Here is a 20,151-nt window from a genome sequence, read left to right as displayed (position 1 = left end):
ACCAAACAGGGAGCGCCATAAGCGCCCCCTGTTTAACCGTTTAAAGGAACTATATTTATTCCTGGACTATTTTTATGTGAAGCTCTTTTAACTGTTTTAAGTCCACTTCGCCCGGTGCGTCAGTTAAAAGGCACTGCGCTTTCTGGGTTTTGGGGAACGCTATAACGTCCCTTATTGACTGGCTGCCGGTAAGAATCATTATAAGCCTGTCCAGCCCCAATGCCAGGCCGCCGTGAGGCGGCGCGCCGAATTCAAGCGCTTCAAGAAGGAATCCGAATTTCATCTTTGCGTCTTCTTCGCTTATTTTAAGCAGCGTGAAAATCTTGCTCTGAAGGTCGCGCCTGTGAATCCTTATGCTTCCCCCGCCTATTTCCGTGCCGTTTAATATAAGGTCATACGCTTTTGCCTTGGAATTTACCGGGTCAGTGTCCAATAGATGCGCGTCTTCATCCTTTACGGTTGTAAACGGATGGTGGTTGGCATCAAGGCGGTTTTCCTGCTCGTTAAACGCGAACATGGGGAAATCCGTTACCCACAGAAAGTTAAATTTATTTTCATCAATGAAGCCGTATTTTTTTCCTATGTGAAGCCTTACCCTGCTAAGGACATCATTGGCCGCCTCGAATTTATCGGCTATAAAGAATGTGATGTCGCCTTTTTCAACGTTCATCTCTTTCTTTATCATTTCTATGCGCTCATCGCCAAGAAATTTAACAATGGGCGATTCAGGCTTATCCGCAAAACGTATCCACGCCATTCCGGACGCGCCGCATTTCTGCGCGTATGCCACAAGGTCATCTATTTCTTTTCTTGAAAGCTTCTCTCCCGCGCCTTTAAAGTTTATGGATTTTACCACTCCGCCTTTTTCTATCACACCGGCAAACACTTTAAAATCCGACCCTTTAAAAATATCGGACACGGTTTTTAAATGCATTTCAAACCTTGTGTCGGGTTTGTCATTGCCGTATTTTTCCATGGCTTCATCATAAGGCATCTTTGTAAAATGGCCGCTTAAGTTTGTGCCTTTCACGCCGTTAAAAACACTTTGTACAATACCTTCGGTGACATCCATTACGTCCTGCTCGTCCACGAATGACATTTCAAGGTCTATCTGAGTGAATTCCGGCTGGCGGTCAGCCCTTAAATCTTCATCCCTGAAACACTTTACTATCTGATAGTATTTATCCAAACCCGATACCATAAGAATCTGTTTTAAGGTCTGCGGCGACTGCGGCAGCGCGAAGAATTTGCCTTCGTTTACCCTGCTTGGTACAAGGTAATCCCTTGCGCCTTCAGGGGTGCTTTTAATAAGCATAGGCGTTTCCACTTCTATAAAGCCGCCGTTATTTAAATAGTTGCGGGTAATTTCGCACACTTTGTGCCTTATTATCAGGTTCTTCTGTATCTTGGGCCTTCTTAAATCAAGGTACCTGTACTGCAGGCGTATTTCTTCGCTTACTTCGGCGTCATCTTCTATCATAAACGGAAGCGGCTTTGATTCATTTAACACTTCCAGTTTTTCCGCAAGCACTTCTATCATTCCCGTGGGAATCCTTTTATTCTGCGTGCCTTCCGGCCTTAAACGCACTTTACCGGTTATCGCAAGCACAAATTCGCTTCTTAATTTATGCGCGCTTTCATGAAGCGCCGCGTCCGCTTCCGGATCAAAGACCACCTGTACTATGCCTGTCCTGTCGCGCATGTCAAAAAATATTACGCCGCCGTGGTCACGCCTTGTTCCAAGCCACGCGTTTATGGAAACCTGCTGCCCTATCTGCTTTTCGTTAATTTCACCGCAATAAACCGACCTTTTTATCATTTCTTTACCACTTCCTTTTTTAAATGTAAAAGACGGCGCCGCAGTTAAGCGGGGCCGTCTTTTATTATTATTTTAAATTACAGTTAATAATTAGAATTTATATGAATACATCAGGGACGGCGCGTACGATTCCTGCTGAAGCCTGAACTCCAGATTGTGTTCTTTATTGTACTGTTCCGCGGCAGGCCCGGCAAGCACTATGTCGGCAAGCCATGTTCCAAGAAACATCGCGATTCCAAAAGCAAATACAAGGGCTCCGCCCCTTCTTACTTCATCTAAATTTCCGCCGTATATACGGAGCATTTCCGGATTAGTGTTCTGAATATATCCAAAAGTCATTGCGCCTATTGATAATATCTCTATTCCCGTGAATAAAAGCCCCATTTTATAATTTTCGCTGTAAAACTGCCCCCAGCCGTGGACTAAAAGCCCGGGCCCAAAAGCGACAACAGTCGCTAAAATCGGGTCTTTGGGTTCAATTACCACTTCATCAATTACATAATCATTTGCCGCAAAAATTGCGGAAGCCGGAACTACAAGAATAGTAAGCGCAAGAAACAGCGCGACAGCGCGTCTTTTCATAAAATCCTCCTGAAATTAAATAATTGACATCCAAAATAACATGAAAAAATCCAATAGTCAACCCGTTTTAGCGTTATTTTAAAAGGTTATTCGTTATCCTTGCTGCCAAAATCATACATTGCCTGTATGGGAAACATATGTTCTTCAGTTGATATTTCATCTTTCACTTCCGAAGATTCAAGATACAGAAATCCCGGCGCGTAATCTTCTATTATTTTTATGTAAAGCCTTGCCTGCTTGGTATTTGGATCAGCGTCAGTCTGCCACGCTTTAACGGTAAGTTTGGACTTATAATCACCAAGCTGATATGTTCTGGTCTCATTATCAGAAAAATTTGGCGTAAGTGTGTCTCCCTTAATCATGTTCGCTTCCCACCAGTACGGGTGTTCAATTACAACCCTTACCGACCTTTTGCCTTTGCATCCAACGCCCATAAAAGCAATAAGTAAGAGCGCTATAAAAAGCAGAAATATTTTTTTATGCATAAAAAATCCTCCATATTGACCGTTTTAATTACCCGTTTTAATATGAAAACACAGCCAAAGTATTTTGTCAAGTTTGATTTTTAAAACGGCCGATATTTATAATTATTAATAATCAAAAAATACAAGCCGGCCTGAAATTCAAATTTGGCTTTACGGAAAACAACATATATAAAATGAACTTGTTTGGCCTTTATTACGCATTTTAATCTATCGGTATACTCTTGTCACAATCTTCCCGTTATGCAGGGTTCCTGTATCCTTAAAGGCCACATACGGAACTCCGTTATAAACATTAAGCGACGGGAAAATTGCGCTGCTGGTGCTAATATTATCATTGAATATGCCGCCTATCTGGTTCCATGAAACGCCGTTCCATGCAAACGCCTTGCCTGAATTGGAAGATGAAACATCCGTAAAGGCCACATTAATGGTTCCCTGATATACATCATACGAAAGGGATATATCCGCTGCCTCTACATTATTTACAATTCCGCCCACCGGCGTCCATGCACCCCCGCTTGATCTTATTACCTGCACGGGATAAGGGCTCTGCGGCGCGGCGTAAGCAAGGTATAAATAACCGCCGCCGTAAACCATATCTATATTACATCCGGTGCGCGCGGTAATTGTGGTGCCAACCTGTGACCAGGACGCGCCGTTGTATGTCATTACCTCCACTTTGCCCAGAACATTTCCGGTTTCTTCCTGGCACGCCACATAAGGCACAGCGCCAGATGCTACAACAACGTCCGTATCTTTTACCGCAACCGTGTTGAATCCCGAAAGGCCGACAAGCGACCACGCGCTTCCCTGCCCTGTCTTAAGCGAAGCTTTTCCCGCAGCAGCCCCGTATTCATCCCTGTATGATATATACTGGCTTGTGCCGCTGTAAACAAAAATATCCGGATAATTTGCATTGCCGTCCGATATCTGATATTCCGCCTGCCAGGTTAAAGCAAGCTTTCTTTTGAAATATACTTTGCCAAGCTGCGCGTAAGCGCAGTACATATCGCCGGAACTTAATTCCATGCTTGGATAGGACGCCACATCCGACGATATTCCGTCGCCTGCTGAACCCCAGGCAAATCCATTATGATACTTTGCGCTTAATTTTCCGCCCTGCGCGCCGTCAATATATAAAAGGTAGAACTGCGAACTGTAATTTCTTAAAACAGGCATGCCGCCCATATCTGAACTTACGGGATTTGTCCCAAAATCAGCCCATACAGGCAAAGGAGTGGCTGTCAAAGTGACGGTTACCGTGGCAGTGGGCGTGATTGTAATTGTGGCTGTTAAAGTGGGTGTTTCTTCTATTGTATCGGTAAGCGTCATCGTATTTGTCATTGTCCCCGTTAAAGTACCTGTCGCGGTCTGTGTCACGGTAGAAGTATAGGTATTTTCAGGGAGTGTTGCCGTGGCAGTCGCGCTTGGCGTTGAGGACGGTATGATATCGGTTGCTGTTAATGTTGCCGTGGCAGTCGCGCTTGCAGTTGAGGATAGTATGATATCGGTTGCGGTTAAAGTCGGTGATGCCGTTAATGTGGCTGTTGCCGTCCGTGTGTTTTCCGGAAGGGTTGATGTAACGGTAACAGTTGCGTCCGGCGCTGTAATTGTAACAGTCGGGGTTGCTGTTAACGTGCCCAAATCAGTTTCAGTTACAGTAGCTGAAACGGGAGGTGTTGTAGGTTCGGCTACAGGAGATGTGGGGCTTGCTTTTTTACTGCAGGATATAAAAACAAAAAGAAAAATAACAGATAATAACACAAGCAATTGCTTTTTTTTCATAAACCCTCCTATAATTGCTGGCATCTCCCCTTTAATTCCCGTTTTTATTATTATATTCGGATTGAAAATGATTTCAAGGAAAAATTTCAGAAAAGTTTTACAGCCTTAATCGCAGAATTACGGGCGCTTGTGTGAAATTAAACACCGGATTCCTGTATATAGTTTTTTATGTAGCTGATAATATCATTTGCCGCGTCAGATAACAGCCCTTTAATGGCATCAGAATGATATTTTTCGCCCGAAGGCATGCCTTTATCCACTGTTATTTCAGACACAGGCATCCTTGTTTTTACATCTATGAATTCCACTTTCATCTTGGCGTTTACGTCTTTTACATTTCCGACTCTTACAAACTCATAGTAAAGATTTAATCCCTGTGATTTAATTTCCTGAATTGAAACGTGGATAAGCAGGTCAGCGTCTTTTATGCCTTTTTTGTATTCTAAAACAACCGGAAAAACTTTCTGCTCTATAAGGCCGTCTTTAATAAGCCATTTAATGCCGTTTATTTCGCCCCCGGAAGGCACATAATAACTGTCATCCGCTTTTGTCACAAGAATAACGGCTGTTTTATAAAAACTTTTTCCCTTTTTATACCTGCTTGTTTCATAAACTCCGGCCGGAATGCCGGCGCATCCGTTAAGAAGAAACGCCGCTAAAACCGCCGGGATTATGGCTTTTACCGCAAAATTCATCTGCCCTCCCGCAATAATCAAGGCCGCATAATCTAAACATTAAACTTAAAATAAACTATATCCCCGTCCTGCATTATGTAATCCCTGCCTTCGCTTCTTACAAGGCCCTTTTCTTTCATCTTTAAATCATCTTTGACATCTTTAAACTCTTCAAACTTCATCACTTCCGCGCGTATGAAACCCCTTTGAATGTCAGAGTGTATCTTGCCCGCGGCTTCTTCCGCCCTGGAATTGCGCAGAATGGGCCATGCGCGGCATTCATCCGCGCCGGATGTGAAAAATGTTATTAAATCCAGCAGATTGTAAGCGTGCGTAATAAATTCGTCAAAGCCTTTGTATTCAAATCCAAGCTCTTTTAAGTAGTCAGCGCGTTCTTCTTCGCCTAATTCCATCATTTCAGATTCTATCCTGGCGGAAATAACGGCGTATTCGGCTTTTCTCTTTTTTATGTAATCGGTTAATTCCGGAAAGTTTTTTTCAAAGTTTTCTATTTTATCCTCGTCCGTGTTTAAAACATACAGCATTGGTTTTAGCGTCATTAAACCCAGTTCTTTAACCTGAAGTTTTTCTTCGGGTGTCAGTCCAATTGAGGACGCGGGCATGCCTTTTTCAAGGGTGTCTTTTACCTTTTTAAGCGCTTCGTATTTTTTTAACGCTTCTTTATCATTGCCGGATTTTGCAGCCCTTTCATTTTTCTGAAAGCCTTTTGTAACGCTTTCAAGGTCGGCAAGCATAAGTTCTGTTTCTATGGTTTCTATGTCGCCTATGGGGTCAAGCTTGCCTGTGGTGCGCACCACGTTCTGGTCGGTAAAGACCCTTACCACGTGCGCTATAGCGTCCACTTCCCTGATATTGCCAAGGAATTTGTTGCCCAGCCCTTCGCCTTTGCTTGCGCCTTTTACAAGGCCGGCGATATCTACAAATTTAAATGAAGCGGGAACCAGTTTGGTTTTCCCGTCATTGTAAAGGTTAAATAAAAAATCAAGGCGTTTGTCCGGCACCGCCACAATTCCCACATTGGGTTCAATTGTGCAGAATTCATAATTGGCAACCTGGGCACCTTTGGTCTTTGTTAATACATTAAATGTCGTGGATTTGCCCACATTTGGCAGCCCTACTATTCCTACTTCCATTATAATACCTCCGGTTAATCTGCCGAAAAAACAGGCGTGCTTACAGATAAATGCGTGTTAATGAAAAAGGGCCGGTTTGCACCGGCCCTTTTTCTATTACTTACGGAAAAAATCCCGTTTATTTCTTTTTGCCTTTGCTTACTGTTTTTGCAACTTCATCAGCTATTCCGCTGTCATCAGACCTTTTGGAAAAGAACAAGGCTGTGCCGATGATTGCAAGGCAGATTACAACAACTATTATAACCTGCGGGCCGTATCCCGGATTCTTGATGATAAGAGGCGCTATAAGAATAGCCACAAGGTTCATAACCTTGATAAGCGGGTTTAACGCCGGTCCTGCTGTGTCTTTGAACGGGTCTCCTACTGTGTCGCCGATAACCGCTGCTCTGTGAGCATCGGAACCTTTGCCGCCGTAATTGCCCTGTTCAATGAATTTCTTGGCATTGTCCCATGCGCCGCCCGAATTGGACAGGTACACGGCAAGAAGCTGACCCACAACGATAACGCCGGCCAGATATCCGCCAAGTCCTTCAGCCTTAAATAAGAAACCAACTATAACAGGCATAAGAAGAGCGATAAGCCCCGGTCCGACAAGTTCTTTTAAAGCCGCTGTTGTACAGATGTCAACAACTTTGCCGTATTCCGGTTTTGCTTTTCCTGACATAATGCCCTTTATTTCCCTAAACTGCCTGCGAACTTCATTAACAACAAGGAACGCCGCCCTTCCAACAGCCCTGATTAAAAGCGAGCTGAACAGGAACGGTACCGCGCCGCCGACAAGCAATCCGATAAGAACCATAGGGCTGCTTATGTCGATGTAATGCATTCCGGTGATTTCTTTGTAAGAACCAAAAAGTGAAACAGCCGCGATAACAGCAGTCGCGATTGCAAAACCTTTTGTGATAGCCTTTGTGGAGTTACCAACAGCGTCAAGTTCGTCAAGAACCTTACGTGCCTTTTCAGGAAGCTTTGCCATTTCGCCAACGCCCTGAGCGTTGTCAGAAATAGGGCCGTATGTGTCTTCAGCAACAATGATACCCGTTATTGTCAACATACCAAGTCCAAGAAGCGATACACCGTAAAGTGTCTGTTCAACAATAAGAATTCCTTCGCCTATCGGGTTGATGGCGAATACAAGTATTGAAGAAGCAATTGCCACAGCGATGGAAAGAATTGCCCATACGCTGCTTTCCATTCCTTCAGCAGTTCCGGAAAGGATTGTTGTTGCAGGGCCTGTAAGGGTCGCTTTCGCGATTTCCTGAACAGGTTTGGTTTCTGTTGATGTAAAGTATTCCGTCATTGCGGAAATAGCGAATGACAGGAAGATACCGATTGTGGTGATTCCAAAAAGCTTCCACGCCAGAATAACATTGGCGTCCGGGTTTGCCGCAAGAACATTTGCCCACTTTGCGTCCGTGGACATGATGTTGAAGATGCTTCCCTGTACATACATTACTGTAAGTATCGCAAAACCGATTATTGAAAGTACTGAAGAAACTATAAAGCCCCTGTTGATAGGCCTCATAGCCGGTTCGTTGTCATTTTTTGCCCTTACAAAATATGTTCCGATGATTGAAGTGATAACACCGACAGCGCGGAGAAGAAGCGGGAAAATAACACCCATGTTTCCGAATACTGTGGCGCCAAGAACCATGGAAGCAACAAGTGTTACTTCGTATGATTCAAATATGTCTGCTGCCATACCCGCGCAATCGCCTACGTTGTCGCCAACGTTATCCGCGATTGTAGCCGCGTTCCTGGGATCGTCTTCAGGTATGTTCTTTTCTACTTTACCAACAAGGTCAGCACCAACGTCAGCTGCCTTTGTGTATATTCCGCCGCCTACCCTCATGAACATGGCAAGCAAGCATCCGCCGAATCCGAATCCTACAAGGACTTCGGAAAGGTTTTCTTTATAGATAAGGAATATTGTTGTCGCGCCAAGAAGGCCAAGTCCGATTGTGAACATACCTGCAATAGCGCCTGTCCTGAACGCGATTGTAAGCGCTTCCACTTTGCCTTTTAAAGATGCCGCTGCAACCCTTACGTTTCCTTTAACTGCCATTCTCATTCCCATGAATCCTGTAAGAGCCGATGCTGTTGCACCAAGTACAAAAGCAATTGCCCTTCCAAGGTTTACTGCCGGGTCTGCCGCAGTACCTGTGAAATAAAGAACCACTGCCAGAACTACAACAAGTAATGCAACTGTCTTAAACTGCCTTGCAAGATAAGCGTTTGCGCCTTCCATGATCGCGTTATTAATTTCGATCATTTTGGCTGTTCCTGAATCTTTTGCATTGATTTCTTTCATCAGGATAAATCCGTACACAATTGCCACAAGAGCGATGCCCCAGATGATCCAGATCATGTTGAGTTCTGAACCTGTCAACGGGCTTAGTGCGATGTTTTCCATCTGTTCCTCCTTCAAGAAGTATAGTGTTTATAAAACACAGTTTTAGCGCAGAAAAACACTTTCGGAGTATTTTACAGAAAAAATTGATTTTGTAAAGGGATTTTTATGAAAGCCGTAAGACCGGAGGGACGGAGGGACAGATGCACAGAGGAACGGAAGCAAGGGCAAGGCATCTCGATTGCTTGTAGGATTGGTTTGGATCTGGTAGACGCGGGTCTTCAGCCCGCGGTAGTAGATTATTTTTAACTATCCACCCGGTCAAAAGGTCAAATTGCTTTTGCTTAACTGTTTATAGCTTAAAACGCTTTTTTAACCCAACCCTTCCCCGCAAAGCCCCAGATTGCATTCCGTAAGAAAAATCAAACAATAAATTTACTTTCTTTTTTAATGTCCGGCACAGATATTACTTTAACTGGTAATTTCGTTAATAGTATCCGATCAATTTAATGATTGAAAATTATTTCTTCTTAGACTTATGTTTTTTATCGTGTTCGCAAAATTCACATTTTTTAGTAGGAGGATGTATTGTATTTGTTCTAAACTCTTTGTTAATCAAATGATATACGAGCGCTTCGCTCGTGTCTAGATCTTCGCCGTTAACAGTGATGAAATTAAAAGCAAGGAAATCTCTATTATGACCAGCAACTCTGTCCTTTATGCTTTCGGCTTGCCCAACATACATATTCAGTTTATTTCGTTTTTTATTTATTAATAAATATATACCAGATACATCGTTTTTAATGTATTCTTCTATTTCCGTATATGGTTTCAGCGAAAAAGGATCCATTAGATGCTCAATACTATTAAGAACTTCATCATCAACTAAATCTTTTTTTCTATAATGTTCTAATAAATCCGAGTTCCAAAAAGAATACAATTCCGGAAACATTACTTCAGAAATTTCTTTTGCGTGTGTATAATATTCTTTTTGCGAAGTGCCCCATGATCCTGCGTGTTTGCTTCCCTTTTCCCAGAATTCTAACGGATATTTTTTTACAAACGTTGTCATTACTTCTTCGATATTTTCATACAAACCACAGGTTTCCATGGAATACATCAAACTCATAAAAATATGTATTGGCCCTATCGCGGTTCCTTTGGTTAACATATAATTATTCCCAGTCTCGCAATCAAATGAAGGGGCGTATTCTTTTTTAAGATAATTCCATGTTTTAATTAAAAATGCGATCTTTTCCTCGAGCGTTTTAGAAGTATTTGTAGCGCAAAATCTTCTGAGTGAATCGACAAATGAAGCCTGTTTGATAGGTACCCATTTTACCCCTAGTTCTTTCAATGATTGTTTTGATTCATTGGGCCTCATTATTAAATTAAACCATGGACTTCTTTGCCTGGTATTTACATCAATAGCGATGGCGGTCGCTTCAATCTGCCATCCATCTACTTTAAGTATTTTTCTCAATTTCGTTGCAAGTTGGTTCGTTTGTACATTCATTTCATGCAATATGGTCATGGTTAAATCGGTTCTAACTTGTTTTTGTTTAACGTTGATAATTAAAAACTGAGCCGCTTCATGAATGCGTTTTAACCCTTTGATAAATGTAACTGGTACTTCGAAATCATCTGCGATTCCATCGCTATAAGCTTTACAAACAGCCTTGACTCGATGCTGCCCATCTACGATATTCAATTTTGCTTTTTTATCAAGAATAATTTGGCCGTTTTTTTCATCAAAAGTTAGGTTAGAACTGTCGGGGACATTAATGATGATTGATGCTGGCAAAATCGGCTTTACAATATCATCATTCTTATATAATCTTAAAAAGTCAGCAAGTTCTCTAATCTTACTATGATCTTCGTTCCTTTGATAAGAATCTTCTTCGCCTCTTTGATATTTGTCGACGATTAATGATTTTTGATTAACTAAATATGCTACACTTTCAGCAGAAAGACTTGTTAGGTATAATTCGGTATTAAATTGTTTTAATCTTATTGCGGGATAATGAAATTTTTCCATATTTAATAAACCTCCAAATTTTATACTTTCGAATAAAATCACATTCTATCTGATAAATAAGAATTTTTTCTTTTGGATCTATTCGTTTTGAAAAATAAGTTTTAGAACTCTTTCTTAATGTTATTTCGAATGTCATATTGCTATATAATTACTCCCTAAAACATTAATGTAATTATAAGCTTTGTGCATTTCTACTGTCAATTTATCTTTCTGTTCCTTATTTAGATTCCATATTAATTAATCCTGATTTAAACTCTCTCCTAACATACCAAAAGATAATAAAAATTCTGAATAAAACTGCATCAATTGCGCTACTATCTCCTCAACATCTTCTGGTAATTCTTGATATTCTTCGGCTTTAAAAATATTCTCAAGAAATTTAAACAGAAAAATACTATGCCAATAAACAGAAAGGAAGTATCTATTCTTTGTTAATACCAGATCACTTGAAGTAATAACTTTATTTTTAGAAATATATCTTTTGATTACAAAACTGTCCATATTTATCGCTATACCCTCAATCAATTTTTTTTCTTTATTTTCATTATCAGTTATTATCTTTACAATATCATTGCCATCCCAACCATAATCACTCCACGTCCTATCATCGTCTTTGTCTTTGTTTTCAAATACTTTTATTGGCAAAGGTAGGTTAAGACTTTCTTTGTCTTTATTCTTTGAATTATTATCTTGCAAATTCTGAGGATCTATAATTTTAATGTAGAAAATACATTCCAAATCCCCCGAAGGAGATGTTAGCGTAGTGCTTATTTGAATTTCATCACCAACATTTAATTTCGCCTTAGGTTCAAAAGTCGCTTTAATTGCATTATCCGTTGGTCCGCTAAGAGTGACATCCAATAGTTCTTCAATCTTGGTTGGCTTTGCTTCCGTTCCACCGTCGGCATTATTGCTTTTATAATTTAATATTCCAATTCTTAGTTCGCCTTTATCTTTAGGCCTAAACAAATACTCATCTTCAACATCGGTTTCAAAATTGATAACACCTTTTCCGTTTATGGGTATTGTCTTAATTTTATCTTTATTGTTATTATCTTTTAATTGAACTTTGAAAATCGAAGGAAATCTTTTCGACTCAATCGGCTTTTTAGTTTTCTCACTTCCATCAGACGAATCAGTCCTATCATGTTTCTTATTTATATTTTTAAGATCAAAATTAAAATCATTTGACTGTGTAAACATTTTAATAAAATCATTTTGCAGAGGCATTCTTGTTATAATATCTTCAAATAACTTCTTATCATCTGCATTTTGTCGTAAAATAGAATTCTTTCTTTCCTGGTTAATTTTCCTTAATTCTTCATTGCCTTTTAAAACATTTATAATTTTATCAAGAAATTCTTCCGTTAAAACACTTTCATTCAATCTATCTCTAGAAGACTTAAATAAATCCGTTCGTATAGAAGTCCTTATATTTGTACAATCAACCCTAACAAGCATATGATCTTTCAACATAGGGAAATTTAACTCACTTGAAATAAAGTTTCTTTTTTCATAACCCTGAACCTGTCCATTTACAGTAAAAATCAATGCTTTGCCGTTGATAAACTCAGTTTGATTCACATCATTTTTAAACACATGAACTTCTATTGGAATTTCACCAAATCTTTCATCAATGATTTTTGTAGTTATCGTTTTTTCTTTTTTGTCTCTTTCATCAAGAATTAACCGGATCTTATTACCAAGAACTAGTTTTGACGGAGTTTTATTATCATATCCTCTTTTTTCATAAACAAGAAACGGCAGTGCTGGATGATATAGAAACTGATTCAATTCTCTCCACAAATCCCATACCACAGATGAACGAGCCCCTCTTGGCAATCCATATGAAAACATTTTAATAATTGAACCACACTCGAATTTTCTATTATACAGACCTAAATCAAGTTCGCCACAATTAAAGCTTGGTATTTCATTTTCAATAACCAAATATTCATACCAACTACTTTTATATTTGCTTTCTTCTTCTTCCGTTAATGGATGCCTACGCACTAATGTAAATCCAAATGGACTTTCAGAACTACCAATAGTTTTATTTAATTTCGACCCAATCAATTGATATTTCTTATTACCACAGAAAATTACCGCTCCAGTTGAACCCATATTATATTTACCTTGAACAAATGGTACATCATTCTTATTTCCTTTCAACAACGAAACAAATGTATCTTTAAACTTCTCTGGTAACTGACCTTCGCCGCAATCATATACAGTAATGTCAGGACTTTGTTTGTCACCAGTAGCTATCACTTGTATTTCTTCAGCTATATTTCGCCTAACATTTCTACCTATCTCACTAAAATCGCCATCTTTTATGTTAAAATATTTTTCTATCGCCTCTTCCATTGTCTTAGGAGCTAGTTTACTTTTCGGATCAACACCATTTTCTATGCATTTTAACATCAATAGCGAGTCAATAGAATTTGTAATTTTTTCTATTAAAGCGGGTATCGGATTTGCTTGCTGACTTTCAAACGTACCAAAATTATTTCTATCATCAATCGTCTTACCCCCATATGGAAACCAAAAAGAATTGTTATTCATTAAATCGTGTTTTTCAAGAATATTATGAATTTCATTTTCTCCAGACGCACGATAAAACTCCCAGAATAAATCTTCGTTACTCATATACTCCGCCTCCATACAAAACCATTTTATATAAACTATTTACTATTACAACTTACATAATTTATGAATAATAACCCGTGCCGGACCTTGAAAGTAGAAAGTAAAACCAAGTAATTATTCATAACTTTGCTTTTGGAAATCGAATTTAGATTCGCAAAATAGGCAAAAATAAACAAAGTTATTGTGAAGTTGTTGTTGATAACAGGCAGAAACGAAAAACGATTTTTGCTCCCAATTCCATCTTCCCTCCGATTCCTTTTATATTACCCCTTCCACAATTGGTATTATATGGCGATAACAGGTATTTGGCAATGGTATTTTTTATTAAAAGCAGCAGCTCGGGGTCAATCCTGTTAAATTCATTTTGTAACGGTAGAACTTACAAATTTAAGTGTTCCTTTATTTTTGCTATCAACAAATCCAAGCATAATTTTCCTTAATTTCTTATATTCCGGTTTTTTGTTCACTATCCCAAGAGTACCGTGAAAATCACCGTCAGAAGTATCATGATAATCATACGTATATACCCTCTCATCTTTTTTTATCTGTCCGGTCTCTCTGGCAATCTGCGTGTCTGCTTCAAACGACTCCAGACTAAGTTCATAAAGCGTCCTGCCTGTCTTAGAGTCGGTCAAAAGAAATACATACGGTTTGGCAAATTCGCCTTTTAACTCAAAGGCCTGCATAACTACTATCTGTACATCACCAGCCCATATTTGTTCCCTGCAAAATGAATCCTTACCTACTTTTCCCGCCCTATATAGCGCAAAAAGCATTTTCATATATTTATTCACTTCTTCATCGCGGTCAGCTGACTGGCTTATCTGTAAAAGTTTTGCTATCGCCTGCCAGTCTTCTTTGTTTTTCTTGACAACAGCCGAAAAACAGTCTGCTGCCTCTTTATTATTCCTTAGCTGCTGCAGTACCACCCCCAGGTTATATAAATCACTTACATTTTCAGGCCTGCGTTTAACTATTTCCCTGAAAAACGGAAGTGCTTTTTCATACATTCTCTTTTCCGCATATAATCCGCCAAGCTTCGACATAGCATCCGGAAATTCCGGATTTATCCTGAGCGCCGATTTAAAAGCCGCTTCAGCGTTCGCAAAATCATCTTTTTCAGAGTATCTGCAGCCCAACTCATAAAAACATTCTTCGCACTTCTTATCCAACTCAGCTGATGTTTTTAACTCTTTTATGGAACCGTCAATGTCCCTAAGATAATACAGTGATATTCCTTTTTTAAAGTGATAAACAGAAACCGCAGGAGACAGAGAAATGGCCTCGGAAAAGAACTTTATGGCGTTTGCATCATCCTCTATATAAAAATAAACATTTCCTTTTTTATAGAAAAGTTCAGGATTTTTGGCGTCTTTTTGAATCATACCATCCAGTTCTGCGATATATGACCTGCCGAGTTTCATTTGAATCGTTTTATCTTCCATCGTCCTTATCTTTTCCATCTTTTCATCTACAGCCTTGGAATTATTCGGTTTTTCCAAAGCAATGGCAGGAATAATGCCCATAACCAAAAATATAAACGTTATTAAAATATTCTTCATTCATACCCTCCTGTATCTCGATTTTCATAACAGCAATATAATAACCCGTACCGGATCTTGAAACCAGAAAGTAAAACCGTCCCGGAAGATAATTTCCGTCTGACAGGCTTATGCCATTTTATTATTATATGTTTTACCCTGCCACACAAAGAACGAAACTGCAGTTCGGAATAAAATATTACACAATAAAATTTATGCTTTCTTATCCTATGATCTGATACGGGTATTTTTTTTACGCCTTGTCCCTATCTTAATATTCAATCTGTTAATCTCATACTGCAGATAATACGGTGAAATAAAAAATACCGCTAAACCCGGCATTACCAGTTTTATTTTATGCATCTTCTGGTACGAAACCATAATCCTTCTGCTTCTAAAAGCCTGAACTGTGAGCAAAATAAATGTAATAAGTGAAAAAATACCCGCACGTGAACCAAATAGCACCGCAACCGCAGATAAAATTTCAAGAACCAGTGCAAAGACTAGCGCCGCTTTGGATATTTCCACTTCCCCTGTAATTTTTGCCATTTTATTAAAACTTTTCATCCTGCGCAAAAACCATATAGGATAATAAATACCAAGAGTAATTAACTGAAAAAGTATTACAAGCAAAACAGGCGTTTTCTTTATGGCAACGCCGCGGTTTTGCCCCGGCGGTTTAACCGCGGGTATGGCCTTTTTTGCCTTCGTTTTATCTGCTTTTTTTGCTCTCTTTTTAGTTTTATCCGCAGAAATCCGCTTTTTATTCGCCATCATTCTCCTGTTACGTTTTCACCCTGCCATGCAAGAGTTAAGACACGTTTTACTTCCCTTTTAAATTGACCAGATGTTCTTTTGCATCTGCCGAACCAAATTCCGCTGACAGTTCAAAATCGCGTATTGCATTTTTATATTTAGCCAGTTTCTCAAAACAAAAACCGCGAAGAAAGTACAATTCAGAAATATACTCATCAGGCGGCCCCTGATAACCTGTTATCAAAACACTAAAATCATCAACTGCTCCGTTATAGTCGTTTAGTTTCATTTTGATTTTTCCGCGTTTAACATATGCTTCTGCTATATTTTCATTTAATTTAAGTATCTCATCAAAATCTGCCAAAGCCAATTTTAACTCTCCATTTTTATCTCTGGCACTGCCTCTGTTATAATATGCGCCGATATATTTGGGATTAATTTGTATTGCCATGCTGTAATCTTTTATTGCTGATTTAAGGTTATTAATAGAAACTTTTACATTTCCACGGTTAAAGTATGCAGATGCCATTTTGGGTTCTAATTCTATTGCTTTATCATATGCTTTTAAGGCCTTTTCATATTGCTTAAGTTTATCTAATACTACACCCCTGTTAAAATGTGCATCCGCAAAATCAGGATCTAAAGCCACCGCTTTATCAAAATCAATAAGCGCTTCTTTTAACTTGCCGGCTCTTTCTTCAATTACACCGCGGTACGAATACGCCTTTGCATTTGAAGGATCTAATTTAATAACCTGATTATAATTTTTTAAAGCTCCTCTATCATCTCCTGAACCATCCCTTTCTATTCCCGCTTTCATATAATAAGCAGCATCTTTTGACTGCGCGGAAATAACAAATATAAACACAAAAAACATAACAAAAAAATAACGATTCAGCCGCATATCAGCCTCCCGCATAAATATAGTATTAAAGTGCCCATACCAAATCTTTAAAGTTGAAATAAATAATTAATAACCCATTTCCGCCTGACAGACTTATGCCTTTTTCCTAATTATATGTTTTACCTACCCCACAAAGAGCTAGAGTGCAATTTGGGAAACAATATCAAGCAGACATTTTACTTCCAATGTCTGCCACCGTTTTTATTCATACATGACACTTACCCCGTAAGTATTTTCAAGCAATTCTATGTCTGCTAATGCCGCGGCACTTAGCGGATTGCCTGTCAAGAAAATACTATAAGGACTCTGTCCACACGAACTATCCTGCGCATTTAACACAATGGGATGTATGTCCGTTATCATATTATTAGGCAGGTCAATCGAAAATAAACAAGACATAGTAGATATAGCACTTATATCTGATACTTTCGAACCAATAATAGAAAGGTCGGAAATACTTTTAGAATTTGCAAGGCCGCTTATATCATCAAGATTTATATTTTCCCAAAGAGTAACATCTTGAAGATTTGACAAAGCAGATAACGCGTTAAGGTTGGTAATAAGCGTATCATTAATAGTAAGATTAATCAAAGACGTACAATTAGACAAAGGAGAAATATCGGTAATTTCAGCACCCGACACTCTAAAAATCTCCAGATTTGTCATGCCTGCAAAAGGCGAAAGATCTGATACTATTGACCTTCTTATGTATCTTGGGAGATGAGTAAATGAAAATTCACGTAAATCTAATCCGCTTAAAACGGATAAAGAAGTAATTCCGCCGGCAACAATATCCAAATACTCTACATTCGTTAATCCCGAAATGGCCGAAATATCACTTAAATTCGAGGCAGAAACACTTAGATATACAAGTTTTGTAAGCGCTGATAAAGCCGAAAGATTTGGTAAAGACTCAGAATCAAGATCTAAAACCACCAGATTAAACAAATTACTAATTGAACTTACAGTGCCGGATATGTCAACGTTTATTAGTTTTAACGTTGATAAAATCGTGCATTCACTTAATGACGTTATATCTATCACCTGACCTTTGCCGTGAATGTGTATATTTACTAATTGCTTCATAGTAGCCAACTGCGCTAAAGTATTCCCCTTAAAAAAGTCAAGATCTAAATATTTTACATTTGTACAATATTCCAAACCCGATAAATCATAAATTTCAAAAACCACATCAATTTCATAAATCCCTGCCAGATCACAGTTATATATGTCTCCACTATACTTAGCAATCTTCGCTCTAATAAGTTGTTCTAAATTAGGATCGGCAAACGTGACAACAAAACATCCCGGAGTAGCAGTGGCAGTGGCAGTGGCAGCGGGGGTATGTGTCGGGCTGATAGAAGCCGCAGGCGTATGCGTGCTTACTGCTGTCAAAGTATATGTCGCGGTAACTGTAACACTTTCAGCAGGAATCACCACCGCAGTGACAGGTGACGGCGCTCTGTGAGCAGTACATCCCTCTATTAATACTATCAAAACCGGTATGATTGCAGCCACTCTCATCAAAACACCCCTTTTATATGTTAGAAACGCGATTTAAAAGTAAAAAACACCGTCAGTTTGATCTGACAAGTCTTATTGTTACTGCACCACCCATGTTCCCATAGAATAAATCACTCCAACTGAGATAATGAACACCGGAATCAAAAGAACTGATAGTAAAATAAGAACCCGCTATTATTCGTCCCGGATTTATCAGGCTACAGACATCCGGTCCCCTGTAATTTACTTTCGGCGTATTCGGGAAATAAGTATTACCCCAATCCCAACACCACTCTGAAACATTTCCGGACATATCATAAATCCCCAGTGCATTTGGGATCAACAAACCTACAATATGCGTATAATAATCTGAATTTTCCACGCACCACGCAACAGCCATTGTTGCATAACTGTTATATTCAAAATCCGCCGCTCCACTTGCGTAATTGGTTGGAAGCCAACTGGTTCCGTCAATATACCTTGCCGCGTATTGCCATTCTCCATATGTAGGTAACCTATATCCATTTGCATCCCATTTCACATACGGATAATCAATACTCCCGGGAGTTGGATCAATATCTGGTGGATATATTATCTTTGAAACATTATGCGGAATAAGAAATGCAGGATCTTTATAGTAAACAGGTGTCAATCCTGCCAGTTCACTATAAGCATTACACCAAATGATTGCATCATACCAGGACATGCCATAAGCCGGTTGAAATCTCGCGTTGGTCGGTTGTTTAGTTGTTCCTATAAAACCTTCACTGACACTGTAATTACTTGCATATACATAATTACCCGATTGTCTGGACCAATCATACACTTTATACCAAAGATCATAAGTAAGTTCATATTTTGCAATCTTAAATGGTGAAATTGTGTGAACGAAACTGTAATTTCCATATGAATCCGCCTGCGTAAACGTACCCCCGGGGACTGCCACCATTTCCGCAACTACAGTCTGCGTGGCTATTATCTGCGCCGAAGACAGTGTTGGAATAGGAGTTTTGGTATTTGTTGCCGTTCGAGTTGGTGTAAATGTATCTGTCATTGTAAACGTACTTGTTTCTGTATTTGTGTAAAAAACAACAGGTGTATCTGTATTTGTAAAAGTATGAGAAGCCGCAGCAGAGACAGTACCCGAAATAGCCGCAGTTGGAACCTGCGTTACCGGAGATGTTGAAATAGCAGGCGGGCTTAAGTGTCTGGAACAGGAAATGCATACCATAGTTGATACTGAAATTAATAAAAACGCGCAGACAATACCTTTAGAATGTAATCGAACAACTACTCGCAGCATACTTATAAAAGAAATATTTTTAGCCATTCGCAAAAACCTCCCTAATTCAAAATAATAATCTCATACCAGACCTTGAAATCAGAACAAAAAACTCGTTATTATCCATACCCTTGCGTTTGGAATTTGAATATAAATTCGCGAAATAGGCAAAACTTAACATAGTTTTAGGGAAGTTGTTGTTGATAACAGGCAGAAACGAAAAACGATTTTTTGCTCCCAATTCCATCTTCCCTCCGCTTCCTTTTATATTACCCCTGCCACAATTGGTATTATATGGCTGTGGCGGAGGTTTGGCAAGGGAATTTTTATCTTGAGAGATGCTTGGAGGCTTGGATGGTTAGAGGCTTGGAAGGTCAGTAGAACCGAGGGACGGAAGAACGGCGACAAGGCAGACCGTTCAAGAACAACTGCCGCACCCTAAAGGGTTCGCCTACCATGGCAAATACAAACATTAAATACAAATCAACTACCGCGGGCTGAAGACCCGCGTCTACCAATACCAATACCAATACCAATACAAATACAAATACAAATATAAATATAAATATAAATACAAACATTAAATACAAACCAACTGCCGCGGGCTGAAGACCCGCGTCTACCAGGAC

Annotated in this window: 16 protein-coding genes; 1 reads left to right on the top strand and 15 read right to left on the bottom strand. The window is 39.3% G+C overall.

What is annotated here, in order from left to right:
* Positions 1–55: 55 nt before the first annotated feature.
* From CVV21_02515 to CVV21_02500, 4 genes are all read right to left on the bottom strand, one after another.
* Positions 56–1,819: an aspartate--tRNA ligase gene (locus tag CVV21_02515; GenBank protein ID PKL92650.1), complete on the bottom strand. Its 1,764-nt coding sequence runs from the start codon at positions 1,817–1,819 to the stop codon at positions 56–58.
* A 90-nt stretch (positions 1,820–1,909) separates the two neighbouring features.
* Positions 1,910–2,401, bottom strand: a complete 492-nt coding sequence (locus tag CVV21_02510; GenBank protein PKL92649.1) for a hypothetical protein — start codon at positions 2,399–2,401, stop codon at positions 1,910–1,912.
* 86 nt (positions 2,402–2,487) lie between these two features.
* The gene (locus CVV21_02505) at positions 2,488–2,886 is read right to left on the bottom strand and encodes a hypothetical protein (GenBank protein ID PKL92648.1); all 399 of its coding nucleotides are present in this window, start codon (positions 2,884–2,886) and stop codon (positions 2,488–2,490) included.
* Positions 2,887–3,093: 207 nt separating this feature from the next.
* Positions 3,094–4,230, bottom strand: coding sequence for a hypothetical protein (locus tag CVV21_02500; protein ID PKL92647.1), 1,137 nt, complete (start codon positions 4,228–4,230; stop codon positions 3,094–3,096).
* 70 nt (positions 4,231–4,300) lie between these two features.
* On the opposite strand from CVV21_02500, the gene CVV21_02495 reads away from it, so the two are divergent.
* Entirely contained in the window at positions 4,301–4,780 is a 480-nt protein-coding gene (locus CVV21_02495; protein ID PKL92646.1) for a hypothetical protein, read from the top strand.
* 28 nt (positions 4,781–4,808) lie between these two features.
* On the opposite strand, the gene CVV21_02490 is transcribed toward CVV21_02495, so the two are convergent.
* The 11 genes from CVV21_02490 to CVV21_02440 form a co-directional block, all read right to left on the bottom strand.
* Complete coding sequence (locus CVV21_02490) at positions 4,809–5,366, bottom strand: hypothetical protein (GenBank protein ID PKL92645.1); 558 nt, start codon at positions 5,364–5,366, stop codon at positions 4,809–4,811.
* Positions 5,367–5,398: 32 nt separating this feature from the next.
* On the bottom strand, positions 5,399–6,499 hold the full coding sequence (locus tag CVV21_02485; protein PKL92644.1) for a redox-regulated ATPase YchF: 1,101 nt from the start codon (positions 6,497–6,499) through the stop codon (positions 5,399–5,401).
* 118 nt (positions 6,500–6,617) lie between these two features.
* Entirely contained in the window at positions 6,618–8,912 is a 2,295-nt protein-coding gene (locus tag CVV21_02480) for a sodium-translocating pyrophosphatase (GenBank protein ID PKL92643.1), read from the bottom strand.
* Between the two features lie 457 nt (positions 8,913–9,369).
* Positions 9,370–10,887, bottom strand: coding sequence for a hypothetical protein (locus CVV21_02475; GenBank protein ID PKL92642.1), 1,518 nt, complete (start codon positions 10,885–10,887; stop codon positions 9,370–9,372).
* A gap of 237 nt (positions 10,888–11,124) precedes the next feature.
* Positions 11,125–13,536 (bottom strand): hypothetical protein, encoded by a 2,412-nt coding sequence (locus CVV21_02470; GenBank protein PKL92641.1) that lies wholly within the window; start codon positions 13,534–13,536, stop codon positions 11,125–11,127.
* A gap of 359 nt (positions 13,537–13,895) precedes the next feature.
* Positions 13,896–15,098, bottom strand: a complete 1,203-nt coding sequence (locus tag CVV21_02465) for a hypothetical protein (protein PKL92640.1) — start codon at positions 15,096–15,098, stop codon at positions 13,896–13,898.
* A 207-nt stretch (positions 15,099–15,305) separates the two neighbouring features.
* Positions 15,306–15,854, bottom strand: a complete 549-nt coding sequence (locus CVV21_02460) for a hypothetical protein (protein PKL92639.1) — start codon at positions 15,852–15,854, stop codon at positions 15,306–15,308.
* 46 nt (positions 15,855–15,900) lie between these two features.
* Positions 15,901–16,752, bottom strand: coding sequence for a hypothetical protein (locus tag CVV21_02455; protein ID PKL92638.1), 852 nt, complete (start codon positions 16,750–16,752; stop codon positions 15,901–15,903).
* Positions 16,753–16,938: 186 nt separating this feature from the next.
* Positions 16,939–18,261 (bottom strand): hypothetical protein, encoded by a 1,323-nt coding sequence (locus CVV21_02450; protein ID PKL92637.1) that lies wholly within the window; start codon positions 18,259–18,261, stop codon positions 16,939–16,941.
* A gap of 52 nt (positions 18,262–18,313) precedes the next feature.
* The gene (locus CVV21_02445; GenBank protein ID PKL92636.1) at positions 18,314–19,570 is read right to left on the bottom strand and encodes a hypothetical protein; all 1,257 of its coding nucleotides are present in this window, start codon (positions 19,568–19,570) and stop codon (positions 18,314–18,316) included.
* Between the two features lie 19 nt (positions 19,571–19,589).
* Positions 19,590–19,769 (bottom strand): hypothetical protein, encoded by a 180-nt coding sequence (locus CVV21_02440; protein ID PKL92635.1) that lies wholly within the window; start codon positions 19,767–19,769, stop codon positions 19,590–19,592.
* Between the last annotated feature and the right edge of the window lie 382 nt (positions 19,770–20,151).

This window comes from Candidatus Goldiibacteriota bacterium HGW-Goldbacteria-1 (assembly GCA_002839855.1).
Taxonomy (GTDB): Bacteria; Oederibacteriota; PGYV01; order PGYV01; family PGYV01; genus PGYV01.
This window is presented reverse-complemented; position numbering and strand designations above follow the sequence as displayed.